This window comes from Planococcus beigongshangi, assembly GCF_016820495.1.
In the GTDB taxonomy this organism is placed as follows: Bacteria; Bacillota; Bacilli; order Bacillales_A; family Planococcaceae; genus Planococcus; species Planococcus beigongshangi.
Window position 1 is genome coordinate 108,012 of the sequence record NZ_JADHDU010000001.1, and the last position, 20,805, is coordinate 128,816.

The 20,805-nt window shown below is 48.2% G+C and carries 16 protein-coding genes; 10 read left to right on the forward strand and 6 right to left on the reverse strand.

Features of this window, described 5'->3' with window-relative positions; translation table 11 throughout:
* Positions 1–63 precede the first annotated feature (63 nt).
* The 3 genes from IQ294_RS00575 (at position 64) to IQ294_RS00585 (ending at position 2,999) form a co-directional block, all read left to right on the forward strand.
* Positions 64–1,203: a zinc-dependent alcohol dehydrogenase gene (locus tag IQ294_RS00575; RefSeq protein ID WP_203332074.1), complete on the forward strand. Its 1,140-nt coding sequence runs from the start codon at positions 64–66 to the stop codon at positions 1,201–1,203.
* A gap of 560 nt (positions 1,204–1,763) precedes the next feature.
* On the forward strand, positions 1,764–2,519 hold the full coding sequence (locus tag IQ294_RS00580) for a threonine/serine exporter family protein (protein ID WP_203332075.1): 756 nt from the start codon (positions 1,764–1,766) through the stop codon (positions 2,517–2,519).
* 12 nt (positions 2,520–2,531) lie between these two features.
* Positions 2,532–2,999 (forward strand): threonine/serine exporter family protein, encoded by a 468-nt coding sequence (locus IQ294_RS00585; protein WP_203332076.1) that lies wholly within the window; start codon positions 2,532–2,534, stop codon positions 2,997–2,999.
* A gap of 34 nt (positions 3,000–3,033) precedes the next feature.
* Here IQ294_RS00585 and IQ294_RS00590 read toward each other — a convergent pair whose 3' ends face one another.
* Entirely contained in the window at positions 3,034–5,046 is a 2,013-nt protein-coding gene (locus IQ294_RS00590; RefSeq protein WP_203332077.1) for a sensor domain-containing protein, read from the reverse strand.
* A 295-nt stretch (positions 5,047–5,341) separates the two neighbouring features.
* On the opposite strand from IQ294_RS00590, the gene IQ294_RS00595 reads away from it, so the two are divergent.
* The 3 genes from IQ294_RS00595 to IQ294_RS00605 all read left to right on the forward strand — a co-directional run bounded on the left by IQ294_RS00595 (position 5,342) and on the right by IQ294_RS00605 (position 10,729).
* Positions 5,342–7,069: an ABC transporter ATP-binding protein gene (locus IQ294_RS00595; protein ID WP_203332078.1), complete on the forward strand. Its 1,728-nt coding sequence runs from the start codon at positions 5,342–5,344 to the stop codon at positions 7,067–7,069.
* Positions 7,062–8,888, forward strand: a complete 1,827-nt coding sequence (locus IQ294_RS00600) for an ABC transporter ATP-binding protein (RefSeq protein WP_203332079.1) — start codon at positions 7,062–7,064, stop codon at positions 8,886–8,888. The genes IQ294_RS00595 and IQ294_RS00600 overlap by 8 nt, the downstream gene beginning before the upstream one ends.
* A 986-nt stretch (positions 8,889–9,874) precedes the next feature.
* Positions 9,875–10,729, forward strand: coding sequence for a GNAT family N-acetyltransferase (locus IQ294_RS00605; RefSeq protein WP_203332080.1), 855 nt, complete (start codon positions 9,875–9,877; stop codon positions 10,727–10,729).
* 34 nt (positions 10,730–10,763) lie between these two features.
* Here the strand turns inward: IQ294_RS00605 and IQ294_RS00610 are convergent, their stop codons facing one another.
* The gene (locus IQ294_RS00610; protein ID WP_238942574.1) at positions 10,764–11,270 is read right to left on the reverse strand and encodes a YusW family protein; all 507 of its coding nucleotides are present in this window, start codon (positions 11,268–11,270) and stop codon (positions 10,764–10,766) included.
* Positions 11,271–11,412: 142 nt separating this feature from the next.
* Here IQ294_RS00610 and kynA point away from each other — a divergent pair, with 142 nt between their 5' ends.
* Complete coding sequence (gene kynA / locus IQ294_RS00615; RefSeq protein ID WP_203332081.1) at positions 11,413–12,267, forward strand: tryptophan 2,3-dioxygenase; 855 nt, start codon at positions 11,413–11,415, stop codon at positions 12,265–12,267.
* Positions 12,268–12,277: 10 nt separating this feature from the next.
* Entirely contained in the window at positions 12,278–13,006 is a 729-nt protein-coding gene (locus IQ294_RS00620) for a glycerophosphodiester phosphodiesterase family protein (RefSeq protein ID WP_203332082.1), read from the forward strand.
* An 85-nt stretch (positions 13,007–13,091) separates the two neighbouring features.
* Here the strand turns inward: IQ294_RS00620 and IQ294_RS00625 are convergent, their stop codons facing one another.
* From IQ294_RS00625 to IQ294_RS00640, 4 genes are all read right to left on the reverse strand, one after another.
* Positions 13,092–14,111 carry a DUF2804 domain-containing protein gene (locus tag IQ294_RS00625; RefSeq protein WP_203332083.1) on the reverse strand — a complete coding sequence of 340 codons (1,020 nt, stop codon included), beginning with the start codon at positions 14,109–14,111 and terminating at the stop codon, positions 13,092–13,094.
* Between the two features lie 81 nt (positions 14,112–14,192).
* Positions 14,193–15,050 (reverse strand): DegV family protein, encoded by an 858-nt coding sequence (locus IQ294_RS00630; RefSeq protein WP_203332084.1) that lies wholly within the window; start codon positions 15,048–15,050, stop codon positions 14,193–14,195.
* Between the two features lie 109 nt (positions 15,051–15,159).
* Positions 15,160–15,726 carry a glycerol-3-phosphate acyltransferase gene (locus IQ294_RS00635; RefSeq protein ID WP_203332085.1) on the reverse strand — a complete coding sequence of 189 codons (567 nt, stop codon included), beginning with the start codon at positions 15,724–15,726 and terminating at the stop codon, positions 15,160–15,162.
* Positions 15,727–16,889: 1,163 nt separating this feature from the next.
* Entirely contained in the window at positions 16,890–18,266 is a 1,377-nt protein-coding gene (locus tag IQ294_RS00640; protein ID WP_203332086.1) for a dipeptidase, read from the reverse strand.
* Positions 18,267–18,420: 154 nt separating this feature from the next.
* On the opposite strand from IQ294_RS00640, the gene IQ294_RS00645 reads away from it, so the two are divergent.
* Together IQ294_RS00645 and IQ294_RS00650 are read left to right on the forward strand one after the other, a co-directional pair.
* Complete coding sequence (locus IQ294_RS00645; protein WP_203332087.1) at positions 18,421–19,662, forward strand: hemolysin family protein; 1,242 nt, start codon at positions 18,421–18,423, stop codon at positions 19,660–19,662.
* Positions 19,663–20,234: 572 nt separating this feature from the next.
* A complete protein-coding gene (locus tag IQ294_RS00650) occupies positions 20,235–20,771 on the forward strand; it encodes an RNA polymerase sigma factor (RefSeq protein WP_203332088.1) in 537 nt (178 codons plus the stop codon).
* Positions 20,772–20,805: the final 34 nt, after the last annotated feature.

Here is a 20,805-nt window from a genome sequence, read left to right on the forward strand (position 1 = left end):
TTTTTTTTTTGACAGAAAAGGGAAGAATAAGAGTATTCTGAAAAAACACTGGAGGGATAGTAGATGAAGGCAGTTACGTTCCAAGGGGCAAAAGATATCCAAGTAAAAAATGTCAAAGACCCGGAAATCGAAAAGAAAGACGATATCATCATCAAAATTACTTCCACCGCGATTTGCGGATCCGATTTGCATATCTACCAAGGAGCTTTACCGACGCATAAAGACTATGTGATCGGCCATGAACCGATGGGAATCGTAGAAGAAGTTGGGTCTGAAGTGACCAAAGTGAAAAAAGGGGACCGTGTGGTCATTCCTTTTAATATCAGCTGCGGCCAATGTTTCTTCTGTGACCACGATATGGAGAGCCAGTGTGATAATTCGAACAGCAATCCGCATTTCGATACAGGCGGCTATTTCGGCTTCACGGAGCGCTACGGCAATTATCCAGGGGGACAGGCGGAATACTTGCGCGTGCCTTACGGAAATTTCATGCCGTTCGTCATTCCGGAATCTTCAGAGCTTGAAGATGAATCTGTCTTATTCCTTTCCGATGTATTGCCGACAGCCTATTGGAGTGTTGAAAATGCGGGAGTGAAGCAAGGTGATACCGTTGTTGTCCTTGGCTGTGGACCGATTGGACTGATGACGCAGAAATTCGCCTGGATGAAAGGTGCAGCGCGTGTCATCGCAGTTGATGAACTGCCTTACCGCATGGAACGTGCGAAACGTATGAACAATGTGGAAATTGTCGATTTCAGCCAGCATGATAATACAGGAGCCTTCATCCACGATCTGACAAACGGCGGTGCACGCATCGTCATCGACTGTGTCGGAATGGATGGCAAGAAGTCACCGATGGAAGCGGCGCAGCAAAAACTTAAATTACAGGGCGGTACATTGAGTGCCATCGATATAGCGAAAGACGCGGTCAGCAAATTCGGTATCATCCAATTGACGGGTGTTTATGGGTTAACTTATAATATGTTCCCGCTCGGCAATATCTTCGAGCGGAACGTGACGATGAAAATGGGGCAGGCGCCGGTCGTCCACCTTATGCCGAAACTCTTCGAGATGATCGATAACGGTGAATTCGATCCGCGAGAAATCATTTCACATATCATGCCAATGGAGAAAGCAAGTGACGCTTACCAAATTTTCAATGATCACGTGGATGAATGTACGAAAGTCGTATTGAAACCGTGATTTACAACTTAATCAGCTGAAACAGGAACGCTCCGCCTGGGCGGAGCGTTTTATAGCTTGCTGAGAAAGAAGTAAAGACAGGTAAACGATATTCCGCAAAACAGCTTCGCTTTCCTGGTGGCTTGCGCTGAGCTAACTCGTGCTCGTTCGACTTCGCCCTAGTGGATCTCAGCACTTCGCTCGAAACGGAGTTGGCTTTCCAACTCCGTTTCTGCTCATCTGGGAGTCTTCGCTGTTTTGCTTCATATCTCATAATTATCTTCTATAAAGAAGAAATTCAAGAAAATGGGTCCGTTGAAAAAAGGTATCCAGCCTGCCTAAAGAATCAGAATGGAGTAGCAGTTGGCGACTCCTGCAGGAAACAGAGCGTGTCCTGAGACCCCGCAGGAGCGAAGCGACGAGGAGGCTCAGGCCGCTCCCTGCGCAAAGCGTCCAACTGAGACGGAATGATTGAAGCAGATGATGTTTATTGATAATCTGAGGAACGCTCCGCCCAGGCGGAGCGTTTTAATTTTTGTCCGGGTGCTGTATGATTAGGGCAAGTGGAGAGGGGGGGTAAAGTGACTCAGATTGTTGAAACCAGGAGGGAATTGGCACTGGATTGCTTTCTTCTGGCAGGAAAAATCATGATGGAAAGCGGCGCAGAGACTTACCGGATTGAAGATACGATGATCCGGATGGCTGCTTCCCAGAAAATGATGGATTGCCATTGTTTTATAACGCCTACAGGCATCATGTTCTCTCCGAGTGATGAATTGGCGACAAGATTTGTCCGCATCAACAACCGCCGCACGGATCTGGAGCAAGTGGCACTTGTAAATGCCGTATCCAGAAAGCTGGTTGCTGGCGAGTTGACGCTGCAGCAGGCATATGAAGAAATGCAGAGGATCGATCAAAACGATTACATGTTTCCGTTGCAGCTTCAGGTGTTGGCGGCTGCCATGGCAAGCGGCTGTTTCCTGATTCTGCTGGGCGGAGGCTGGGCAGACCTTCCTTTCGCTTTTCTGATCGGAGGCACTGCATTTTATATTGTGGAAATGATCCTGGAAAAGACCAGGGTGAAATTTTTTGCTGAATTCATCGGGGCCCTGGCTATCGGGGCCTCAGCATCACTTGTCATTTATGCCGGTCTTGGACAGGATCTGGATACGATCATGATCGGGTCCGTAATGCCGCTTGTGCCGGGCTTGCTGATCACGAATGCGGTAAGGGACCTGATGGCCGGCCACTTCGTTTCCGGATTATCCAAAGGTGCAGAAGCTTTTCTGACGGCTTTTGCCATTGGGGCGGGCATCGCACTTGTACTGTCATTTTAAAGGGGGAATTGGATGAATTGGCCATTGGAAGCCTTTCTTAGTTTTTTGGCGGCCGGTGCATTCGGTGTCGTTTTTAATGCACCGCGCCGGACACTCATCAGCTGTGGGTTGGTCGGCATGAGCGGCTGGCTGATTTACCGCGCATATTTCCTGGCGTTTGATGATTCGGTCCAGGCAACTTTTGCCGGTGCATTCGCAGTGGCGCTGGTCGCCCACATCCTCGCGAAAAAGTTCAAGATGCCTATGATTGTATTCAGTGTTGCAGGCATCATCCCGCTAGTTCCAGGGAGTAAAGCCTATAACGCGATGCGCAATATTGTGGAAAATAATTACCTGGAGGCCATGGCATTTGCTGCAGATGCTTTGATGGTATCCGGCGCCATTGCAATGGGGCTGGTGTTTGCGGAAGTTCTCATGCAGATGGTTTTCAAGCGGCAAGCAAAAAGGATCCAAAAGAAAATCGGTATGACACAGAACTAGCATCTGTGGCATACCGATTTTTATTTTATAATTTTCAGGCTTGTTTCAGCCAGCTTTCAAGTTCAGTGGCAGCCATCGGATGTCCTGTGATATAGCCTTGAATGCTGTCACATTGCATGGCTCTCAGCAGCTCGAGCTGTTCTTTCGTCTCTACCCCTTCAGCAACTACCTGAAGATCAAGTGATTTACCAAATTGGATCATCCCATTGATGAGCTTCTGCATTTTCTCCTGCTGGGTAATCGACTGGATAATATCTTTGTCGATTTTCAGGCTGGAGATCGGCAAGAGCAGCATATAACGGAAAGAGGCATAGCCGGTACCGAAATCGTCCAGTGAAAATGAAATCCCTTTTTGGTTCAATTGCTTCATCTGACGGACGATGGAATGCTCCGCTTCCGCTTCAAGCGCAAATTTCTCGGTGATTTCTATGGTCAGGCGATTGGCGTCACAGCCATGCAGGGTCAATTGCTCCATGAGCTGGCGTGACATATCTTTGTCGCGGAATTCACGGATGGAAGAATTGATGCTTACGTTCATCGGGATGTTGCGGGAACCCCAGTCTTTCAGCTGGCGGCAGACCGTCTCGACGACAAACTTTCCGATTTCATGGATCATGCCGTTTTCTTCGGCGATCGGGATCAATTCATCAGGCGATACGATTCCAGCTTCTTCATCCTGCCAGCGAACAAGCGCCTCAACACGCTCGACCTCACCGGTTTTCAGGTTGATCTGCGGCTGATACAGAACTTCCAAATTCTTTTTATCAAGCGCATGGATCAATCGGCGCTCGATAAGCGCTTTCCGGTTAAGCCGTTCATGGTCATCGGCTGTCAGTGCAGAAATGGCACTGCCTCCGCGTTCTTTCACCTTTTTGATCGTAGCGTGTGAAGCCTTCATCAGATGGATGAAAGTTTGCTGATCTTCAGGATACCGGGTCACTGCTCCGCTGACAGTCAACGGAATGGCTGCACCTTGAATATAGATCGGGTGCTGCTGCAGATACGACAGGAAGCCTTCGATGAACCACTGGCTCAGTGGAGTGACCAGTGCAAATTCATGCAAACCGGTTCTCGTGATAAGCGAATCGGAAAAGTATCTTCGCAGCCGTTTCGTGAATTCGATCAGCAATTCTTTTTCCGTATCGGTGTTCGAGACATCACGCAAAGTATAGAAGTGGTCGATATCAAAGAAAACAAATGAAAAATGCTTGCGTTCCTTGATGAACTCATTGACTACGAGCTCCAGGCGATGGCGGTTTTCCAAACCTGTAACCGAATCGATAAAAGCGATTTCCTCCAAGTGGTGCTGGGTGGCTTTTGCTTCGGTGATATCTTTCTCAAGGAATATATAATAGGTTTCAGCACCGGCCAGTATAATCGGGATGGCAGTGAGATCCACCCAGTAAATTTCACCGTCTTTTTTCACTTTTTTAGCTTCGCCGTTCCAGACCTCGCCTTTTTGCAGCGTGTCCATCATAGCTTCGATCATTTTATGGTCTTCTTCAGAATCTCTGAACATTTGCCAGATCGGTTTCCCCAGAATGCGTTTTGGCGTCCACTTGCTCAACTTCAAAAACAGCGGGTTAGCATATGTAATGAGAAATTCTTCATCAAAATACAGCATCATAAAGGAATCGTCCAGTCCACTCCGCAAACTCTCAAGCTCACGCGAAGGGGAATCAGCCTGCTGCGCTTCATCCATCTCAAAAATGGTTAGAACGAATTTCTCTTTTCCGGATATGAAAACTTTATTGACGACAGTCGTATAAGCCAATGTGCCGTCACCCAGTTCAACTTCTACCTCTTCAAGGCGAACCGGTTCTTTGCTGTTAACCATCTTTTCCCATGAACATTTATAGCGAGCAGCTTTTTCAGGGTTCATATAAGGGCTTACCTGGCCCTTAACGGCCTCTGATTCTATATTGAAAACTCTTTCAGCATGGCGGCTGCACCAAACGGTTTGGCCGTTTTCGTTCATTATGATTATGGGAAAAGGGATATGGTTGAAAACGAGGTTATCAGCCAATAATTCTTGCAATTCACTCATTCAGCAACGCTCCTTTTCCTGGGTCTAGTATTATTATAGGTGAGAACATGCTTGTCGTCATCCTTTTCAAAACATTCATTTTTTATTTTATGGCAATAATGAATTAAAAGCCAACTAAAACAAGTAAAATCTTGGGAAATTATGTAGGAGTAGCGAAATGGCTGCCAGTATCTCTAATTTCTTGCGGGTCTTTTTTTGGTGATTCCGATTAAATGACTACCCGTTATCAAAATATTATGTAATAATAGGCTTCATAAAAAGATTCGAGTTTCGAAATGTTCAGGAGGCAATTCTGTTGAAAACTGTTTTTTCCTACGCTAAACCCTATTCGTTCTATATAGTCATCGCTTTAATACTCATGCTTCTCGAATTGTTTGTGGAATTGATCCAGCCGCTTGTCATTGCCGGCATCATCGATAACGGGATTGTTGCCGGTGACCGTGAAGTGATCATCCAGCTGGGCATCTTGCTGATGGTGCTGTCACTGGTCGCATTTGCTTCAGGTGTCGCCAATTCCTATTTTGCAGCCCATGTGTCGCAAAGTTTTTCGTTTGATCTCCGGAAGGCGGTTTATGGACGGATCCAGTCGTTTTCGCTTGCGATGTTCAATAAATTCCCTGCTTCCGGCCTGATTACAAGGCTTACGAGTGATGTTACGCTCGTCCAGCAAATCCTGTTCATGAGTTTACGGATTATGCTCCGTGCACCGCTGCTGGTCATCGGAAGCATGATCATGGCGTTTATCGTCAATCCGAAACTGGCGATTTATCTGGTTGTTGTATTCCCTGTATTGCTGGCTTTCCTCTATATTATGGTCAAAAAAGGAGTTACTTATTTCAGTTTCGTGCAGCAGCGGCTTGATCGGGTGAACCGGATGGTACAGGAGAACCTTCAGGCTGTCCGTCTGATCAAAGCTTATCTGCGGGGCAAATATGAAGCCAACCGCTTTTCTGAAGTGGCGGGTTCCTTGAAAACCGATACGGTGAAAGCGTTCCGGATCATGGAAATCATTCTGCCGATCCTCTTATTCGGAATGAACTTATCCCTGTTGGCTGTGCTATGGTTCGGTGCTTTCGAAATCCGGAGCGGCGATGCACAGATCGGTGAATTGGTCGCGATTGTCAATTACGCGATGAGAATGACAGGTGCATTCTCGATGTTCTCTTTCATCATCATGGCGTTTGCCCGGTCGAAAGCTTCATCTGAGCGGATAGAAGAAATTCTTTTGGCGGATGATGTCCGTGAAAAAGATGAAAAAGGCGCTGAAAAAATTATACGCCGCGGCGATATTTTATTCGACGATGTGTCCTTCTCTTACCCCGGAACGAATATACCGGTTCTTAAAAACCTTTCTTTCCATATCAAACCCAATGAAAAACTGGCGATCATGGGTGCCACGGGATCCGGTAAATCGTCACTGCTGCAGTTGATTCCCCGTTTTTATGATGTTACCGGCGGCAGGGTGCTGATCCACGGCAGAGATGTCAGGGAGTGGTCATTGAGTGCGCTCCGGAAAACAATCGGCGTGGTGCCGCAGCAATCATTGCTGTTCACCGGGACGATTTCGGACAACTTATCATGGGGCAAAGAAGAAGCCCATCAGGAAGAGCTGTCGGATGCGGCATCGAAAGCGCAGATCCACGATACGGTGGAACGTTTTCCGAAAGGCTATTTCACCCGCGTGGGCCAAAAAGGGGTCAACCTTTCCGGTGGCCAGAAACAGCGCCTGTCCATCGCACGTGCACTTGTCCGGAAACCATCCATCCTGATATTGGATGACAGCACGAGTGCCCTCGATGTCAAGACAGAAGCGGCCTTGTGGCAGGAATTGGACCAGGAAAAAGCGACGATGCTGGTCGTAACCCAAAAGATTCGCACAGCGATGCGTGCAGATCATATCCTGCTCCTGGAAGAAGGGGAAATTTCAGCATACGGAACGCATGAAGAACTGCTGGAGCACTCTGAACTTTACAGAAAGATTGCGCTGTCGCAACAGGAAGAGGAGGTGGACGAATATGTTTGATGCCATTCGTCGCCCTTTCGGTTATGAACCGATCATCAAAAAAGAAGATTTGAAGAAAGACCCCGATAAAAAAACGGAACGCGCCGATAACTGGAAATCCACGTTGTTGAGAATCTGGAAGCTGGTTGATGAACAGCGTTTCTTGCTGATTGTCGTTCTTGCCCTTGTATTCGTCAGTTCGGCGCTGGCCCTTCTCGGCCCTTATCTGGTCGGACGGGTGCTGATCGACCAATACATCATTCCGGAACAATTCGGCGGGATGGGCATTGTCATCATTTGGCTCATCTTCATCTATATCGGGCATTCCGTATCGCTCTATCTGCAGAACTATTGGATGGTGGGAATCGCCCAGCAGGTCATTTACCGTATGCGGACTGGACTTTTCAGCCATTTCCAGCGGCTGCCGGTGTCGTTCTTTGACAAACGGCAGCACGGTGAACTGATGAGCCGGATGACGAATGATGTGGAGAATGTTTCGGCGACTTTGAACACTTCATTCATCCAGGTGTTTTCCAGTATTCTGACGCTGACAGGTACGGCGGTTGTCATGTTCCTGCTCAGTCCCTTGCTTACCTTACTGACATTCATCATCATTCCGCTCATGTACATTTCAGTGCGTTGGATTACGAAGCGGACCGGCCGTTTGTATAAAGAACAGCAGCGGGCTGTCGGCGATCTTAACGGAATGATTGAAGAAACCATTTCCGGCCAAAAGATCATCAAGGCCTTTTCGCAGGAACCCCGGGTGATGGATGAGTTTCTTGTGAAAAGCGAAAGGCTCAAACGTGCCGGTTTCTGGGCATGGACATATGCCGGATTCATTCCGAAAGTCATGAACTTTTTGAACAACGGCAGTTTTGCGATTGTGGCTGGAGTCGGCGGTATCCTGGCTTTGAATGGTGCAGTATCAATTGGTGTCATTGTGATATTCACTGAGTATTCCCGCCAATTTACGAGACCGCTGAATGATCTGGCAAACCAGTTCAATACGGTTCTGTCGGCCATTGCGGGGGCCGAACGCGTTTTCGCGATCATGGACGAAACGGAAGAGAAAGACGATCTGGTGGCCAACGCGGACAAAGAATTTACGGGACGGGTCGAATTTGATGATGTTTCCTTCAAATATGAAGGTGCTGAAGAGGATTGGACGATCCGCAATGTCAGCTTTACGGTGGATGTCGGTCAAACAGCGGCACTTGTCGGCGCGACGGGTGCCGGGAAAACCACGATCATGCAATTGCTGGCGCGCTTCTATGATGCCAATGAAGGCGAGATCCGGATAGACGGGACGCCGATTTCTTCAATGCCGCGCGAAACGCTTCGCAAGCAGATCGCCTTTGTGCTACAGGATCCATTCCTGTTCGAGACATCTGTGTACGATAATATCCGCTATGGGAAATTGGATGCGACAGAAGAAGAAATCATCGAAGCAGCGAAAAAAGCGAATGCGCATGACTTTATCCTTAAACTGCCGCACGGCTATGACACCATCCTTGAAGGGGACGGTTCGATGATTTCGCAGGGGCAGAAGCAATTGCTGTCGATTGCGCGGGCATTGATCGCAGATCCCGTCATCCTGCTGCTCGATGAAGCGACAAGCAGCATCGATACTGTAACCGAATTAAAGATTCAGGAAGCACTCGAACGGCTGATGGCGGGAAGAACAAGTTTCGTCATTGCGCACCGATTGAACACGGTGCGCCAGGCGGACCTGGTTTTCGTCATGGAAATGGGGAAACTCGTAGAAGCGGGTACCCAGGAAGAACTGATCGAAAAAGAAGGCATGTACGCAACCATGCTGGCAGATGCGAAATTATAATGGAAATCCCGCCGGAAGATATTTTCGGCGGGATTTTTTACGGGCGTTCTCGCTTTTCTTATTGTCCAGACTCCGACGACCCAGTTCCGCGAGTCGCTTCGGTCTTAGCTGCAATGGCAGAGAGCGCCATTTCCACTAAGCCCTCCCGCGCTTGTCGGAACTAAACGGGTGTCGTCGCTTTTCTTATTGTCCAGACTCCGACGACCCAGCTCTTCGGTCATAAGCCAGTCCAGCTATGCGGCAAAGAACGCTACTTCGCTGTTCTGTCAAAGTCCTTATTGCTCCTGCAACTATGCGCTAGCTTCGTCGCAAAGAGAGGGACCAATTGGAATTTGGTCCCTCTCTTGCCTGTCAGAGCTAAACGGGCGTTCTCGCTTTTCTGATTGTCTAGACTCGAACGGCCCAGCGCTTCGGTCATAAGCCAGTCCGGCTATGCGGCAAAGAACGCTACTTCGCTGTTCTGTCAAAGGCCTTATTGCTCCTGCAACTCTGCGCTAGCTTCGTCGCAAAGAGGGGGACCAATTGGAATTTGGTCCCTCTCTTGCCTGTCAGAGCTAAACGGGCGTTCTCGCTTTTCTTATTGTCTAGACTCGAACGGCCCAGCTCTTCGGTCATAAGCCAGTCCAGCGATGTGGCAAAGAACGCCACTTCGCTGTTCTGTCTGATGCCTATCAGAGCTAAACGGGCGTTCTCGCTTTTCTCATTGTCTAGACTCGAACGGCCCAGCTCTTCGGTCATAAGCCAGGCCAGCTATGTGGCAAAGAACGCCACTTCGCTGTTCTGTCTGATGCCTATCAGAGCTAAACGGGCGTTCTCGCTTTTCTCATTGTCTAGACTCGAACGGCCCAGCTCTTCGGTCATAAGCCAGTCCAGCTATGTGGCAAAGAACGCCACTTCGCTGTTCTGTCTTATGCCTATCAGAGCTAAACGGGCGTTCTCGCTTTTCGGATTATGGTACGATAAACATAAAAAAGGGTGGTGCCATAATGGATATTTCTCTCTCGATAGCATCTTTCCCCGTAGACTCGGAAACGGCGGAGGACATGCAGACATTATTGGAAAAGGCTGAGCTGGATTACAGCAAGCCGCTTTTCCAATACAGCTGGCAGCAGGCGGACGCAAAAGGATTTGCAGTTCTTGCTTATACAGATGATAATGAATTGCTCGGCTTTGCTGCCGCGTTGGATATCATCGGATTGGATTCATACGAATGGTCTGCTTTCGTGCGTCCGGACTACCGGCGTCTGACAATCGGCTCGGCGCTCGCTGGCGGGATCACTTATGGGTTGGAACAGCGTGGTGCCGAGGAAGAGTTAGCGGCATTCATCAAAGGCGAAGTCGCCGAAAAATTCATGGGAAGTCTCGGCTACCGGCCGAACTTCCAGGAAATTGAACTTGCTGCAGCACCGCTGGCTGAGTTTTCACTTCCTGAATCCGTGACTGTTAACCCGTATAACGGGGAACTCGAAGCGCTTGAAAATGTGATGGCTGCCGCTTTTGATGAGGAAATGCTTCCTGTTGTCCACTATAATATAGAAAGAGAAGAAAGAAATGTCTTTATAATGAAGCACGAGGAAACTCTCGTTGGAAGTGCAACATTATTAAAAGAAGAAGGAGCTCTTTGGATCACAGCTCTAGCGGTAGATCCGGCTATGCAGGGCAAAGGCTATGGAAAAGCATTCCTGTCATGGTGCCGATATTATGCCGGGAAAGAGGGGATAGATAATGTCCTCCTTGAAGTGGAAACTGATAATAATGCTGTAGAAGTCTATAAAAAAGCAGGTTTTATGCCTGTCCATACAGTAGAGTACTGGAAAAAGCCGGAAGACGAGCAAGATTAAAAAACCATCCGTTTCCGGATGGTTTCAGAATTGATCAGTTGCCGCGTGCTTCGTAATCCTTCTCAGTGCCATCCGGATAAGTCACTTCGATATCGATGGATTTATAACCATCTTCGATACTGAATACTTCGATGGCTTTATTGATGACTTCATCATCTGCCATATCAGCAGTCAGCTGAAGTTCAGCCAATAACGGTTCGATTTTATCGAAAGCGTCGTTTCCTTGTAGGTTTTCATTCGTGGACTTGTTTTCATATTCAGCTTCGACTTTGTCGCGGTCTTCATCATATGAAACCTGCAGTGCATCATCCTGGTCAGGAAGATCGACATCCAGGTCAAAGTCCACAAAGCCGAAGACCTCGCCTCCGACGTCACCTTGGGAAAGGCTGCCGCTGGGATTGGCATCTTCCACCCCGTCAGCAGGTTGGGAAGTTTCGTCTGTAATGGGTTCGGTCACTTCGTCCTCATTGCCGCAGGCACTCAAGAGAAGCATGGAAGAAAAAAGGATCCCAGTTGCAACCGGCGTTTTTTTGAATATCATAGCTCTCATCCTTTCGTAAATCCGTCTATAATCATCATTCCCGATTTTCAAAGACATAAGCTTTTCGAACCGAAAAACTTCGATGATGAAATATTAGTGCAAGTCGAGACGAGGCAAAGCAGAGCCCAAAGGAGTCTTTAATGTGAATAAATACGAAAATGGCCAGAATATCGCAGCAGCTTCAGAAAAGAATATCCGAACGGATTTCAAGGAAAGTATGACATATGGGGATTACTTGCATCTGGATCAATTGTTGACAGCGCAAGATGGCGTCAGCGGCCATCATGACGAAACCCTGTTTATCATCATCCACCAGGTTTCGGAATTATGGATGAAACTGATCCTCCATGAATTGCGTGCCGCGATCCGCAGTATTGATGCGGATGATCTGCAGCCTGCATTCAAGCAGATGGCCCGGGTATCAAAAATACAATCCCAAATCATCAACGGCTGGGATGTGCTGGCCACGATGACGCCTGCGGAGTATATGGAATTCCGTGGGGACCTGGGCAATGCGAGCGGTTTCCAATCCTATCAATACCGTATGATTGAATTCGCTTTGGGTTATAAAACGAAGCATGTGCTGAAGATCTATGAAAAAGATCAGGAGTTGCTGGAAGAATTGACGGCTGCTTTCGAAGCACCGGGCCTTTATGATGCAGCCATCCAAAAATTGGCGCGGAGCGGATTTGCGATAGATAAAGAAGTGCTCGAACGCGATCTTACCACCGTTTATGAACCGCATGACAGCGTTAAGGAAGCATGGAAAGCCGTTTACCGGGATGTGGATACGCACTGGGAATTGTATCAACTCGCGGAAAAGTTGGTTGATATCGAAGATTGGCTCCAGCAGTGGCGTTTCCGCCATATGAAAACGGTGGAACGCATCATCGGTTTCAAGCAGGGGACAGGCGGCTCTTCAGGAGTCCATTATTTGAAAAAAGTGCTTGATCAATATTTCTTCCCGGAACTTTGGGAAATACGGACAGAAATTTAGGAGGGGTCAAATGCGGATTTATGCACACAGGGGCTGTTCAGGCACGTATCCGGAAAACACGCTGGCAGCTTTGAAAGCTGCGGCGGAATTGCCGGTAACGGGAGTCGAATTTGATGTTCATCTGACGAAAGACGGAGAAGCCGTGGTCATTCATGATGAGAAAGTCGATCGCACAACGGATGGAACGGGCTATGTGAAGGATATGACATTAAGCGAAATCAGGAAACTGGACGCAGGCTCCTGGTTTTCGGAAAAATTTGCGGGAGAACAGATTCCGACATTGGATGAAGTATTCGATATCTTCCAGGACACGGATCACCGGCTGAATATCGAGTTGAAAACGGATATTTTCCCTTATGAAGGACTGGTCGACAAAGTGCTCGCTAAAGCGGAAAAACGGGGATTATCAGATCGGATTCTTATTTCTTCTTTTAATCATGAAGATGTACAGGCTGTCAGCCACAAAAAAACAGTGGAAGCTGCCATTTTGACTTTGGATGTCTATGTCGACGTCTATGATTATGCGCGAGTGGTCGGCACGAACCGAATCCATATGTCATTGCCTGCAGCATTTCGCAGGATGGCGACCGATGCGCTCCGCAAAGGCGCCATCGTCTACGTCTATACGGTAAACGAACTTGACTATGTCCGCCAATTGCAGCAGATTGGCATACACGGCATTTTCACGGATTTCCCGGAAAGAATGCTGGCAGAATTGAAAAGTGGATCGGATCAATAAAACATGAGAAAAAGACGCCGGCGTCCGCCGGCGTCCGCCGGCGTCTTTCTTTTGTCCAGGTTAGATGGACGCTTGCACTTTTCTATTACCATTTCGCATAATGTTCTTCGATCGACCCGAGCAACTGGGAGATTTTCAGTTTTTTGCCGTCAGCGTAACGCACATAGCCGTTATAATAGCCGAAAAGCTGATGTACTTCCGATTTCACTAATTTCAAATCGCTTTTGGAAACGCGTTCGAAAAAAGGGATGAATTCCAACTTCACATCATCAGAAAATTTAGTGGTGATCTGCCAGGGCTCTTTAAAGTCTTGATCGTTATACTGAAACAGCACATCTTCGTGGATTTTATGCATTTTACCGTCCACGAAAAAAGCATTCTCCGTCATGCCGGTGCCATCCGTCCATTTACCGCCGAAATTCAATCCGATCGTTTGATCATCAGAACGCTGCGACGCCATACCCCAGTTCCAGGTGGATTCGCGCGGCCAGACACCGCGGCCTGTATCCAGGACGGCGAAACTTTCCACCGGTTCAAATGTGTAATGCTGCGGACCGATCTTCACGCTGCCTGAAGCGGGGAGGGAAAGGTGTTTCCCGGTAAATTGGAATGTCTTCCGGTTCCAAGGGATGACCACATTCAGGGAATCGTGATTTTCGGGATGGGTGATATCCAGTTCGGCACTCAATTTTTCACCGTCAAAATCATCAACCTGGACATTGATCCGTGTGGATTTCCGGTCATGTAAAAATTCGATATCCATGTCAGGGTGATTGAATCTGCACGTGTCCATCGAATCGTCGGCCATCCCATTTTTTCTAGGAATGGGAACGACAACGGTCTTTTCATAAAATCGCTGGGTTTCGTAATTCAGGAAATAAACAAAACATACGGTTGCATAATCCAAGTGGCTGATGGTGGCGGAAAACATGATTTCCTCTCCAAATACACACCAATAATTCCATTTTTTCTTGCGCATGAAATTTCCCTTAAGGTTGCTTACTATAAGCGGCTTGCGCGCGAAACCGATGGCTTCCGGATTCAATTGGCCTTTTGCATCACACAGTTCCACTTTTTTATGGATTTCACGTTCAACATGTTGCATTAAACTCCACCTCACCGTCATTCTGCTTCTATTGTAGCAGAAGAAACGGGGGATATCTCTTTTGGCAATCCCGGGTTCCGCTTATTCCTGCGAGCTTCTTCTCCACATCAGGGCAAGCGTGCCTTCACCGGCATGAACGGCCAGAGATGAACTCAAATCGCCGATCAGAACCTGTGCGTCGGGTATGACTTTCAGCACTTCGCGTTTTAAGCTTTCCGCTTCTTCAGGTGAATTTGCATGCATGATCTGGAATTGGTCTATCCCGAATTCCTGATAATCTTCTGCGGCATGGTCAATCAGGTATTTCACCGCTTTCTTATGGGAACGGACTTTATCGATCGGTTTTAATTCGCCTTCCGGTGAGATCTGGACGATCGGTTTGACCTGCAGAAGACTGCCGATGTAGTATTGCGCTCCGCTCATGCGGCCGCCTTTATACAATTGGGTAAGATTGCCGATCAGGATGTAATTGCGGAAATTGACCGTTTCCTGTTCCAGTTTTTTAGCGATCTCTTCAGCAGCAAGCCCTTGTGCTTCAAGTTCCATGCCGCGTTCCATTAAACCGGTCAATCCATAAGACAGCGCATATGAATCGACTGCATATACTTTGAAGCCGGACATGTCAGCGCCGGCAGTGGAGGAGGCGATGGTGCCGCTCATTTTCGCAGAAGCGTGGACTGCGATGGCACAGTCGTATTCTTCTTTCAATTTTTCATAGAGCTCGGCAAATTTGCCGGCGGAAGGCTGGGAAGTTTTCGGGAATTCAGGTGCTGCTTTGATGCGCTCGTAAAGTTGGGCCTGTGTCAGGTCGACGCCGTCAATAAATTCTTCGGAACCAAAATGGATATTCAATGGCACCACATAGACGTCTGGATGCGCTTTCATTTCCTCGGTTACGAAACCAGTGGTATCGATTACCCATGCTATCGGCTTTTTCATTATCCAACATCCTATCTTTTTAATTTTTCGAATAATAAAACTATACCATGAATAATTTTATGCGGATAGGGTCTCGGCTTATTTTCAGGGGTTTCTTCAAGTTTTTGCGTCAACTCTTGCTGAAGCGTCTAACATAGGATTCTTCAATATCAAAACGGTGCTTAATCACGATAATAATTATTGCTGCAATCAGCGGCCACACCACCGGCATGACCTGCAGGACAGCTGCCATAACGATAAATGCGGTAAATGCGCTCAACATACATAGGGTGGCGCTTCTGAATAATGGATAAAATGCGATGAACAAGACAAACATGGCCAGAAAAAGTTCAGGTGTTAAAAAGAAGGTGACACCGATGAACACAGCGATGCCCTTGCCGCCGCGACCGCGCAGCCAGAAAGGGAATATGTGGCCGATGACAGCCAATAAACCCGAAAAGGCAATCGCCCATAATGGAAAATCAAAATAAAATCCGATAAAAACAAGGGCAGCCCCTTTACCTGCGTCTCCAAGGAAAGTGAGGATGAACGCGAGCTTTCCGATAACGGCGCCTGCGTTGCGGGCCCCCAGGTTGCCGCTCCGTTCCTTGGTCAGGTCGACGCCTTTCCATTTGCCGACAAGCCAGGCGGTCAAAATGTTGCCGATTAAATAAGAAAAAAGAAAATAAATAAACATGTTTCGGCCTCCGTTGGATGTATCTTTTTCTGACGAACTGAATTGAAGTGCTATTTTTATAACCGCTTAATTCCGCAAAACCGCTTGCTTTCCAAAAACCGTGCTCCTGTATTTGTATCGCTAACGCTAGCTTCGTCGCAAAGCGCAGGCCGAAAAAATCTGGCCGCGCCTGGCTGCTTGCGCTGAGCTAACCCGGTCTCGCTCCGCTTCACCCGGGTGGATTTCAGCCCTTCGCCGGGTCGCCTGGGAGTCTGCGCGGTTTTGCTCCATACCGCGGGAATCCTTCTATAAATGCAATAGACGTTAAAGAAGCCCACTCGGACATTTCGTCCGAGTGGATGCTCAAGACGACATTAAAATTTGAGCAGGCAGCTGGTGCTTCACATTCTCTGCAGAAGGCGCCCCAGCGTAGGAGCGCCTCTGGACCGGCTGGAGCAATAAGACGAGTGTTCTTCCCGGCTTATTGTGGAAAGTTGGTCCTAAGCGACGGAGCGGCATTTCAACTATTAATCTGAATTNAGGCCGAAAAAATCTGGCCGCGCCTGGCTGCTTGCGCTGAGCTAACCCGGTCTCGCTCCGCTTCACCCGGGTGGATTTCAGCCCTTCGCCGGGTCGCCTGGGAGTCTGCGCGGTTTTGCTCCATACCGCGGGAATCCTTCTATAAATGCAATAGACGTTAAAGAAGCCCACTCGGACATTTCGTCCGAGTGGATGCTCAAGACGACATTAAAATTTGAGCAGGCAGCTGGTGCTTCACGTTCTCTGCAGAAGGCGCCCCAGCGTAGGAGCGCCTCTGGACCGGCTGGAGCAATAAGACGAGTGTTCTTCCCGGCTTATTGTGGAAAGTTGGTCCTAAGCGACGGAGCGGCATTTCAACTATTAATCTGAATTTACTTTCTTTCCAGAAGTGGACCCCAAAGGTCACTCGGACATTCCGTCCGAGTGGCTGCTCAAGATGCCATTAAAATTTGAGCAGGCAGCTGGTGCTTCACGTTCTCTACAGAAGGCGACCCCAGTGAAGGAGCGGCCTTTTGATTATTAATCTATATTTATTTTCTTCCCAGCCCGCCATTACTAATAGTAAAGCAGTTTTGAAAGAAGAAGGGAATAAGCCGATGAAAAAAACCTTCCCGCTTATAGGAGCGGGAAGGTGGGATCGTCCATTATTTCAATGCAGCTGCCTCGAAAAGGTAATCGCTGATGACGCGCAATCCTTTGTCGAAGTTTTCCAGATGGAAATGCTCGTTCGGTGCATGGAAGTTTTCGGATGCCAGGCCGAATCCCATCAGGACGACCGGCAGTTCCAGAATTTCATCGAATGCGGCAACGATTGGAATCGAACCGCCCATCCGGGTGAATGCAGTCGGCACACCGTATACTTTTTCATATGAACGGCCGGCAGCCTGAATTGCCGGATGGTCGAATGGCGTCAGGAATGGTTTGCCTTTATCGAATTCAGAGATTTCTACTGTCACGCCAGCCGGTTTATGGGCTTCGACATGCGCTTTCAATTTCGCTACGATATCATCCGGATCCTGGTCTGGTACGAGGCGGCACGTGATTTTGCTGCTGGCTTCTGCCGGCAGAACCGTTTTGATGCCCTCGCCGGAAAAGCCGCCGGTGATGCCATTGAGCTCAAGCGTCGGACGGATCCATGTGCGTTCCACAAACGAATAACCCTGCTCGCCGAAATCTTCAGTGATGCCGAGTTCTTTCTTTTCATTTTCCAGATCGAATTCGAGTGACGCGAATTCTGCACGTTCCGCGTCAGAGACTGGAAGCACATCATCGTAGAACCCTTCGACTTGGATGACGCCTTCCTTGTCGCGGAAACTTTCCAGGATTTCAACGATTGCATGCAGCGGATTTTGCACAGCGCCGCCGTATAGGCCGGAGTGAAGATCCCCTTTCGGCCCCTTTACATCGATCTGGATGCCGGCAAGGCCGCGCAGGCCATAGCAGACTGCCGGACGTCCCGGCCCCTGCATGCCAGTATCGGAAATGACGATAAGGTCTGCCGACAATGCCTCTTTATTTTTTTCGACATATGCCGGAAGACTCGGACTGCCGATTTCTTCTTCTCCTTCAATGATGAATTTCATATTGACCGGAAGTTCACCGTTCAGCTGGAGTAAAGCCTCAGCCGCTTTGATGTGCATGAATGTCTGCCCTTTATCGTCGCTCGCCCCGCGTGCATATAATTTATTGTCGCGGACCTGCGGCTCAAAAGGCGGCGATTCCCATAGGTGCAGCGGGTCTACCGGCTGGACATCGTAATGGCCGTAGACGAGGACAGTCGGTTTGCCTTCTGCGTGAAGCCAGTCTGCATACACCAGAGGGTGGCCGCCGGTTTCATCAATTTTCACGTTTTCGAGGCCTGCCTTCTCGAAAGCTTTTACCAGCCATTCAGCTGCTGTCTGCATATCTTCTTTATGCTCAGATAATGAACTGACGGAAGGGATCCGAAGGAAGGATTCCAGTTCTTGCAAATGATCTCCGCGCCGGTCTTGAAAATAACGTTCAATTTTTTGTGCATCCATTTTGAAAACCTCTTTTCATAAAGTTTCTGATAATGAAAAAAGTATACCACAATGAAGTTCTGGTTTTCGACAGATGGAAAATCGCTATGATATAATTATTGGTACGGAAATAGCTCGTAAAAATTTTGTGCATCAGACACTGGAGGAAATAAATTTGTTTATAGCGTTAGCATTATTCTTGATGATGTCGTTCTTCTTATCGGGAAGCGAAACGGCATTGACGGCGGTTAACAGGATGAAGGTCCATCTTCGCGCGGAGCAGGGCGATGTAAAGTCGCAGAACCTGCAAAAATTGATTGCGAAGCCGGACCGTATGATCACTACCATATTAATCGGAAATAATATTGCCAACATCATGCTTCCGACGCTTGTCACGATGATCGCCATCGACAAAGGTTGGGAAGTCGGTCTTGCTACGGCCATTTTGACGATTGTCCTCATTATATTCGGTGAAGTGCTGCCGAAAACGATTGCGGCAACTTTTGCTGATAAAATCGCCTATATTGTGGCGCCTGTCATCAGGGTGCTTGTCTTTGTGCTCCAGCCCCTTACATGGCTGCTTGCACAGTTCACCAATATCTTCATCCGCATCATTTCCAAAGGCAGCGTCAAGGAAGCGACGATGACCAAGGAAGAATTGCGGACCATGGTTGATATTGCTTCGACTGAAGGTACTTTTGAGGAAGATGAATCGGAACGCATCAAGGGAGTCCTGGATTTTCCGCATAAGGACGTTTCGGACGTCATGTCGACACACCGTACGGATGTCGTCGGTATTGCTCTCGATTCGACTTATGAAGAAGTGCGCGACTTGATCCTGGATTCATCGTATACGCGGTACCCGGTCTATGAAGAAAGTATGGATAATGTCGTCGGGCTGTTTTATTCGAAAAAACTGATCGAATGGTCCATGAACCCGAATCTGACGTTAAAGGAATTAATGGATAATAACCCATTATTCGTCGTGCAGTCGGTCTCTGTCGAAAAAGTTTTCAAGCTGATGATGGCCAAGAAGAAACATATGGCCGTCATTTTGGATGAATACGGCGGAACGCTTGGAATCGTGACCCATGAGGATATCATCGAAGAAATGATCGGGCAGGATATCGAAGATGAAACAGACGAGGAAGACGACGAACTAGTATTTGAAATAACTGGAAATACATTGTCGTGCCATGGCCGTCTGGAAATCGAAGACGTCAATGAAATGTTCGAAGTGGAAGTCCCGAACGACCACGATACCATTGCGGGCTTTGTTATGCAGCAGCTTGGCCATGTGCCGGATGAAGGCGAACAATTCACTTACGAAAATCTTCACGTTGTAGTGAACGAAATGGATCGCAACCGGATTGTGCGTCTGACGATAACGAAAAAAGATGAGGAAGTGTTTGCTTAAAACCTGCCATTTGGCAGGTTTTTTGTTTCTGTGCCTATATAAGTTGAGCTAAAGAAATAACAGAAATATCACTTCGGTGCTATGGACAGTGCAAAGATTATGCTCCACCGCTGCGCTCGTCGCAAAGAGATGACGCAAATTGCATTTAATCGATCTCTTGCCTGTCGGGGCTGAACGGGTGCCGTCGCATTTCGGTGTCCAGACTCCAACCGGCCAGCTCCGGCGACCCAGCCCCTCGGGTCATAAGCCGGTCCAGCTGCCGTGGCAAAGAGCGCCACTCTGCTATGCCGTCTTACGCCTGTCAGAGCTTAACGGGTGCCGTCGCTTTTCGGTGTCCAGACTCCAACCGGCCGGCTCCGGCGACCCAGCCCCTCGGGTCATAAGCCGGTCCAGCTGCCGTGGCAAAGAGCGCCACTCTGCTATTCCGTCTTACGCCTGTCAGAGCTTAACGGGTGCCGTCGCTTTTCTATACATTACAACAATGTAAGCTAAATGAAAGCGGGAGCGATAGAGTGAAAGGTTCTTTTCGGGCACAATAAGGGTAACAAGAAAAGCGGACGGAGGAACCCTTCATGGAAAGTTTATATACAGAGTACAATCGTTACATCTATCATCTATGCTTGAAGCTGACACGCAATAAAGTGGAAGCGGAAGACCTTATGCAGGAAGTTTGGTTAAAAGTGGTGCGCTATGAGTCTTCCATCAAAGATGTGGATCATGTGAAAGCGTGGCTGACGACAATTTGTATGAATACTTTCCGTGACCGGTACCGGAAAAATGTGAGACGCAGCAAGCATGTACAACAGCAGCCGGAAGGACTGGATATTTCCCTTCTCGATTTGATCCCATCAGATAATGCAGGTGCGCCTGAACTGCTGGAGCAGCAGGATGTTTCAGAACTGCTGCAGAACAAAATTTCACAGCTGGATTCGATCTACCGGACGACGATCGTTTATTTCTATGTCCACCAATTGTCATTGATCGAAATTTCGGAAGCGATGAAAGTGTCGATCGGCACAGTCAAATCCCGCCTGTTCCGCGGCAAACAGCGTTTGAAAGACCTGTTGCTGGAAGATGTGCAGACGCGGGAATATGTGCTGCCGGCATAATCCGGAAATTTTTCTTCTATATAATACGATACAA